Source organism: Kitasatospora sp. NPDC101155, from assembly GCF_044768305.1.
Lineage (GTDB): Bacteria > Actinomycetota > Actinomycetes > Streptomycetales > Streptomycetaceae > Kitasatospora.
This window is the reverse complement of sequence record NZ_JBIWPN010000027.1, coordinates 1-7,010: the sequence shown is the minus strand read 5'-3', so window position 1 is coordinate 7,010 and position 7,010 is coordinate 1. Positions and strand designations below refer to the sequence as shown.

2 protein-coding genes are annotated in these 7,010 nt (G+C 71.3%); one reads left to right on the top strand and one right to left on the bottom strand.

Going from position 1 to position 7,010, the window contains the following annotated elements; translation table 11 throughout:
* Positions 1-152: 152 nt before the first annotated feature.
* On the bottom strand, positions 153-1,376 hold the full coding sequence (locus tag ACIRYZ_RS30890) for a cytochrome P450 (RefSeq protein ID WP_402950543.1): 1,224 nt from the start codon (positions 1,374-1,376) through the stop codon (positions 153-155).
* A gap of 979 nt (positions 1,377-2,355) precedes the next feature.
* On the opposite strand from ACIRYZ_RS30890, the gene ACIRYZ_RS30885 reads away from it, so the two are divergent.
* The coding region (locus tag ACIRYZ_RS30885) for a beta-ketoacyl synthase N-terminal-like domain-containing protein (RefSeq protein ID WP_402950540.1) at positions 2,356-7,010 on the top strand (4,655 nt) is incomplete at its 3' end.

The window sequence follows — 7,010 nt, the reverse complement described above, 5'->3', positions numbered from 1 at the left end:
CCCCGCGGTTGTGTATTCTCGGGCCCCCCCCCCCCCGGGGCCGGCCGGCGCGGGGGGGGGGCCCCGGTGGGGGTCTGGGGGGGTGGTGCCTTCCCCCCCCCCCACCCCCCACCACAGCCCTTCTCACCAGGCGGTGCCCGTGGTCACCGGAGTTACCAGGTCACGGGCAGCTCGGTGACGCGCCAGAGCCCCATGCCGCCGACCGGCAGCTCCTCGCGCGGTACGGCGAGGCGCAGCTCCGGGAGGCGGGCGAAGAGCGTGGTGAACGCCGTCTCCAGCAGCGCGGTGGCGAAGTTCTGCGCCACGCAGGTGTGCGGGCCGTGGCTGAAGGCGATGTGCTGGTTGTCGCCCCGCCGCACGTCGAGCGCCTCGGGGTCCGGGAAGGCCTTCGGGTCGCGGTTCGCCGCCTTGATCCCGATGACCACGCCCTCGCCGGCACGGATCAGCCGGTCGCCGATCTCGATGTCCTCGGTGGCCACCCGCAGCGCGGAGCCGCCGACGGACAGGTACCGCAGCAGCTCCTGGACCAGGCTGGGGGCGAGCTCCGGGTTGGCCCGGAAGGCGGCCAGCTGCTCGGGGTTGTCCAGCAGCGCTAGAACGCCGAGGGAGATCATCGTCATGCTGGATTCGTTGCCCGAGATCAGCACGAGCATGGTGGTGTTCAGGAGGTTCTGCGGGGTGAGCTCTGCCGTGCCGTCCTCGCTCCTGGACACGAGGCTGCTGAGCAGGTCCTGACCCGGTTCCGCCGTCTTCTTCTCCAGCAGGCCGGGGAGGTAGCCGGCGAGGTCGAGGAGCGCCGGCATCATGTGCTCCATGGGAGCGGCGAGCGACTGGACGCGCTGCTGGAAGAACTCGCGCTCCGCCTCGGGAATGCCCAGGATGTGCGTGAGCATGGTGGGGGAGAACGGTGCCGCGTACGCGGAGATGAGGTCGACCGGCGACCCGGTGGCCACCATCTTGTCGATCAGTTCGTCGGCGACCTGCTGCATCAGCGGGCGCATGGCCTTCACCTGACGGACGGTGAAGCTCGGGATGACCAGACGCCGTTGGGAGCTGTGCTCCTCGCCGTCCATGTAGCTGAAGGTCCGTTCCTCCCGCGGCATGGGGTCGTTCGTGGTGACCGGCGGCATGCCGGGCGCGTACTTGGCGGTCTGCGGGAAGTTCGGGTTGCTGCGGTCGGCGGAGATCCGGGGGTCGGCGAGCAGGGCGCGCGCCTCCTCGTGCCCCGTCACCACCCAGCCCTCGCTCCCGTCCAGGAAGGTGACTCTGTTGATCGGCCCCTTTTCCTGCAACTGCTTGTAGCCGGAGGCCACATCATAAGGACAGGCTTCGCCCTTGAAGGGATAGGCAAGAAGCTGGTCCGCAGTGTCACTCATGTAAACTCCTCGATGATTTGGGCCAGTTCGGCGCAAGCGGGGACGTCGAGAGCAGCGCATCCCGATCAGCGGTCGTGGAACGGACGGGTCCCGGCGTGCGGAGAGAAGTTCGGCACCGATCGCGCCCCCGATTGAACTTCCCTGATGAACTGTCGATCCAGCCCCGAGGCGCATGAACAGCGTCCGCAACACGTGGCGGCGTCGTTGACGGCCCGGTGACACTGGATCCCGGCAGAGAGTACCTCAAGTTGACTGAAGCGGAAGTGAACTGACGGCCTCCGCTCCATTCGTATGCCGAGGGCCGGTCGAGGGTGGCGGGCGAGCCCGGCTCCGGGTACGTTCTGGCTGGTGCGGAGGGGTGGGCACCCGGTCGAGAGGCGTAGATCACACTTGCCTGCCGTCCTGAGCCGGGGGTACGTTCGTACGCAAGTGCACAGAGCACTCATCACGGGGGTTTGAATTCATGACAGGGCTTGGATCCTGCATTTCTGATCGTTGTTCACCTTCACTTCACGGCCTTCACGGCTTTCGCGGCTGGAGCGCCGGCCGCTCCGGCGCGGAGTCATCCGTCTGCTAGACCCGGGCACATGTTGTCCGCTTTGTCGCCGAATCGTGCTTTCCCTGATCGTCTGTCATGAAATGGGCCGGGCTCCGCTCGCCCCAGGCCTCTGCGCGGACTCAGGTCGAATGCTTCCCTCTTGATGTTCCGGGCGTGGACGGATATGCGCGTTTTACATGACGTGACGGCACCTGCCGTTTGTGAAGGTTAATCAGTAGAGCGGATCGCCGTTCTGCGCACGGGACTTCGCCGTGCGGGCGATGTGATGTGCGGCATCAGTGTGTGCGGATAGCGGGGACTCGTCTGAGTGTCCGTCGGTTTTCCTTGTCCTTCTGCGGAGTGTGGCTGAAATTGAGCGGGTCCCGTGTAGCCGGTCAGGCGACCTCGACACAGCAGGACAACTGGATCGCCGTCATCGGGATGTCATGCCGGCTGCCTGGTGCGGCGGACCCGGACGCGCTGTGGCGGCTGCTGCGCGAGGGCGCGAGCAGCATCGGACGGGTGCCCGAGGACCGTCGTGCCGTGCCGCAGGCCGAGGCCGGGGAGCCGCTGACCCCGGGCGCCGAGTGGGGCGGATTCCTGGACAGCGCAAGGGAGTTCGACCCCGCCTTCTTCGGCATCTCGCCGCGCGAGGCCGTGGCCATGGACCCCCAGCAGCGCCTGATGCTGGAGCTGGCCTGGGAGGCTCTGGAGCACGCCGGGATCGTCCCGGATCGGCTGCGTTCGAAGCCGGTCGGAGTCTTCGCCGGGGCGATCCGGGACGACTACGCGACCCTGCTGCACCGGCGCGGCGGCCAAGCGGTCACCCACCACAGCCTGACCGGTCTGCACCGCAGCATCATCGCCAACCGCATCTCCTACACCCTCGGATTCCACGGCCCGAGCCTGGTGGTGGACACGGGCCAGTCCTCGTCGCTGGTCGCGGTCCAACTGGCCTGCGAGAGCCTGCGCAAGGGGGAGTCGAGCATCGCGCTGGCGGGCGGTGTGCACCTGAACCTGGCGCCCGAAAGCGCCCTGGTCATGGACCGGTTCGGCGGGCTCTCCCCGGACGGACGCTGCTTCACCTTCGACTCCCGGGCCAACGGCTTCGTGCGCGGCGAGGGTGCCGGCCTGGTGGTGCTCAAGACCTACCGGCAGGCGCTGGCCGACGGTGACACCGTACTGGCGGTCATCCGCGGCGGTGCCGTCAACAACGACGGCTCCGGCGACGGCGGCCTGACGGTGCCCAACCCGGCCGCACAGCAGGCCGTGCTGACCGAGGCCTGCCGACAGGCCGGGGTCGACCCGGCCGACGTCGGCTACGTGGAACTGCACGGCACCGGGACCAAGGTGGGCGACCCCGTCGAAGCGGCGGCACTGGGCGCCGCCTACGGCACGGCGGACGGACGGACGGCACCGCTGGCCGTGGGCTCGGTGAAGACCAACCTCGGCCACCTGGAGGGCGCGGCGGGCATCACGGGCCTGCTGAAGGCCGTGCTGGCGATCCGGCACCGGGAGCTGCCGCCCAGCCTCAACTACGACGTCCCGAACCCCGAAATCCCGTTGGCCGAACTGCGGTTGAAGGTGCAGGACCGGCTGGCAGGCTGGCCGCACCCGGACCGTCCGCTGGTGGCGGGGGTCAGCTCCTTCGGCGTGGGCGGGACCAACTGCCACCTGGTGGTGTCCGAGGCCCCCGGCGCGGTCGAGCCGACGTCCCGGCCCGCTCCCACCGACTCCCGGCCGGAGGGCCCGCTGCCGTTCCTGGTCAGCGGCCGTACGGCGGCGGCCCTGCGCGCCCAGGCCGACCGGCTGGGCAGCCGACTCCAGGACGCCGACGTCGAGTTGGCGGACCTCGGCCACTCGCTGGTGGCCACCCGGACCGCCTTCCGCCACCGTGCCGTGGTGCTGGCGGCCAACCGGACGGAACTGTGCGCCGGGCTCGACGCACTGGCCGCGGGCGAGATCCGCGCGGGCCTGACCACCGGGCAGGCCGACGCCCAGGGCGGGACGGTGTTCGTCTTCCCGGGCCAGGGCTCGCAGTGGATCGGCATGGCCACCGAACTCCTGGCGTCCTCAGGGGTGTTCAACGAGCGGATGCAGGAGTGCGAGACGGCCCTGCGGCCCCACGTCGACTGGTCGCTGCTGGAGGTGCTCCGGGGTGCGCCGGGAGCGCCCTCGCTGGAGCGGGTCGACGTGGTGCAGCCCGTGCTCTTCGCGGTCATGGTGTCCCTCGCCGCGCTCTGGCAGTCCCTGGGCGTACGGCCCGCCGCGGTGGTCGGCCACAGCCAGGGCGAGATCGCGGCCGCCTGCGTCGCCGGCGCCCTGTCGCTGGCGGACGCGGCCCGCGTGGTCGCGCTGCGCGCCCAGGCGCTGACCGTACTCGCCGGACCGGGCGGGATGGCCTCGGCTGCCCTCGGCGAAGCGGAACTGCGCCCGCTGCTCGATGAGTTCGGCGACCGGCTGGCGGTCGCCGCGGTCAACGGTCCGCGCTCCACCGTGGTCTCCGGCGACTCGGAATCGATCGACCGGTTCGTCACCAAGCTGTCCGGGCAGGGCGTCCGGGCCCGCCGGATCCCGGTGGACTACGCCTCGCACTCGGCCCACGTGGAGGCCATCCGCGAGCGGCTGTCGACCGACCTCGCCCCGATCGCCCCGCAGGCGGCCCGGATCCCGCTGCTGTCCACCGTCACCGGACGCTGGCTGGAGCCCGGCGAGATGGACGCGGAGTACTGGTACACCAACCTGCGCCGCACGGTGCAGTTCGAGGCGGCCACCCGGGAGCTCCTGCGGCAGGGGCACCGCGTGTTCGTCGAGGTCAGTCCGCACCCGGTGCTGGCCATGGGGGTTCAGGAGACCATCGAGGCGGTCGGCGAGTCGGCCGTCGTCGTCCCCTCGACCCGCCGGGATGACGGTTCGCTGGGCCGGGTGCTCAGCTCGCTGGCCGAACTGGCCGTCCGAGGCGCGGAGTTGGACTGGGACACCGTCTTCGGCCCGGCCCGGCCGGTGCAGCTGCCCAGCTACGCGTTCCAGCGCAACACCTACTGGCTGGACGACGCGCCGGTACCCCCGGTGACGTCGGCCGCCCAGGGCCCGACGGGTGCCGAGGCCGCCGCCGAGCCTCTCGCCGCCGCGACCGCCGCGGTGCCGGACGAGCAGCAGCTGCTGCGACAGGTGCGCGCCCATGCCGCCGTCGTCCTCGGCCAGGACGGCCCCGACACGGTGGACAGCCGACTGACCTTCAAGGAACTCGGCTTCGACTCCTTCATGTCCGTCGAGCTGCGCAACCGCCTCGGTGCGGCCCTCGGGCAGGCGCTGCCGGCGACGCTGCTCTTCGACTACCCGACGCCCGCGGTCCTCGCCGGTCACCTGCACGCCCAGGCGCTCGGATCGCCCGCCGAGCCCGCCGGGGCGGTGGAGCGCCCGGTGACCGACGAGCCCATCGCGATCGTCGGCATGGGCTGCCGGCTCCCCGGCGGCGTGAACTCGCCCGAGGACCTGTGGGCGATGCTCGCCGCGGGCCGGGACGCCGTCTCGGGCTGGCCGCTGGACCGCGGCTGGGACGTCGAGAGCCTCTACGACCCGGACCCGGAGCGGACCGGTCGGTCGTACACCCGCGACGGTGCCTTCCTGGACGCGGCGGCAGACTTCGACGCGGCCTTCTTCGGGATCTCGCCGCGCGAGGCGCTGTCGATGGACCCCCAGCAGCGCCTGCTGCTGGAGACCTCGTGGGAGGCGATCGAGCGGGCCGGGATCGACCCCTCCTCGCTGCACGGCAGCCGGACGGGCGTCTTCGTCGGGGCCACCGCGATGGACTACGGGCCGCGCATGGACGAGGACTCCGCCCTCCAGGGCTACGTCCTCACCGGCACCAACAGCAGCGTCAACTCGGGCCGGATTTCCTACTCGTTCGGTCTGGAGGGGCCGGCGGTGACGGTGGACACGGCGTGTTCGTCGTCGCTGGTGGCCCTGCACCTGGCGGTGCAGGCGCTGCGCCAGGGCGAGTGCGACCTGGCGTTGGCGGGCGGCGTCACGGTGATGGCCAGCGCGGGCATGTTCGTGGAGTTCTCCCGTCAGCGCGGTCTGGCGGCGGACGGTCGCTGCAAGTCCTTCGCGGCCGCGGCCGACGGCACCGGCTGGGGCGAGGGCGTGGGTGTGCTCATGGTGGAGCGGCTCTCCGACGCCCGGCGCAACGGCCACCCGGTGCTGGCGGTGCTGCGCGGCAGCGCGGTGAACCAGGACGGCGCTTCGAACGGTCTGACCGCGCCGAACGGCCCGTCGCAGCAACGGGTGATCCGGGCCGCGCTGGCCAACGCCGGGTTGACGGTCGACCAGGTCGACGCGGTGGAGGCGCACGGTACGGGCACCACGCTGGGTGACCCGATCGAGGCACAGGCACTGCTCGCCACGTACGGTCAACGACACTCGTCCGACCGGCCGCTGTGGCTGGGGTCGATGAAGTCGAACATCGGCCACACCCAGTACGCGGCGGGCGTGGCCGGTGTGATCAAGATGGTGATGGCGATGCGGCACGGTGTGCTGCCGCGGACGCTGCACGTGGACGAGCCGACCCCGCACGTGGACTGGTCGGCCGGCGCGGTGGAGCTGCTCACCGAGGCGCGGGACTGGCCGGAGACCGGAGGCCCGCGTCGGGCGGGTGTCTCCTCGTTCGGTGTGAGCGGCACGAATGCACACGTGATCCTTGAGCAGGCTCCTGCCGACGTGTCCGGGGGTTCGGCCGAGGAGTCGGCCGAGCGTCTGGTCGTGTCCTCGCTGCCGGTGGTGCCGTGGGTGGTGTCCGGCCGGTCCGCGGCGGCCCTGGCCGAGCAGGCCGAGCGCCTGGCGGCGTTCGTTGATGAGCGTGCCGAACTGTCGTTGCTGGATGCCGGGTTCTCGCTGGTGTCGTCGCGTGCGGCGTTGGAGCACCGTGGTGTGGTGGTGGCGCGGGACCGGGCGGAGGCGCTGGCCGGGCTGGCCGCGTTGGCGTCCGGCGAGGGCGTCACCGGTGTGGCGGGTTCCGGTTCGGGTGTGGTGTTCGTGTTCCCGGGTCAGGGCTCGCAGTGGGTGGGCATGGCGGCGGAGCTGATGGAGTGCTCGCC

Coding starts and splice junctions, on each gene's coding strand:
- ACIRYZ_RS30890 (WP_402950543.1), bottom strand. CDS start 1,376: ATGAGTGACACTGCGGACCAGCTTCTTGCCTATCCCTTCAAGGGCGAA.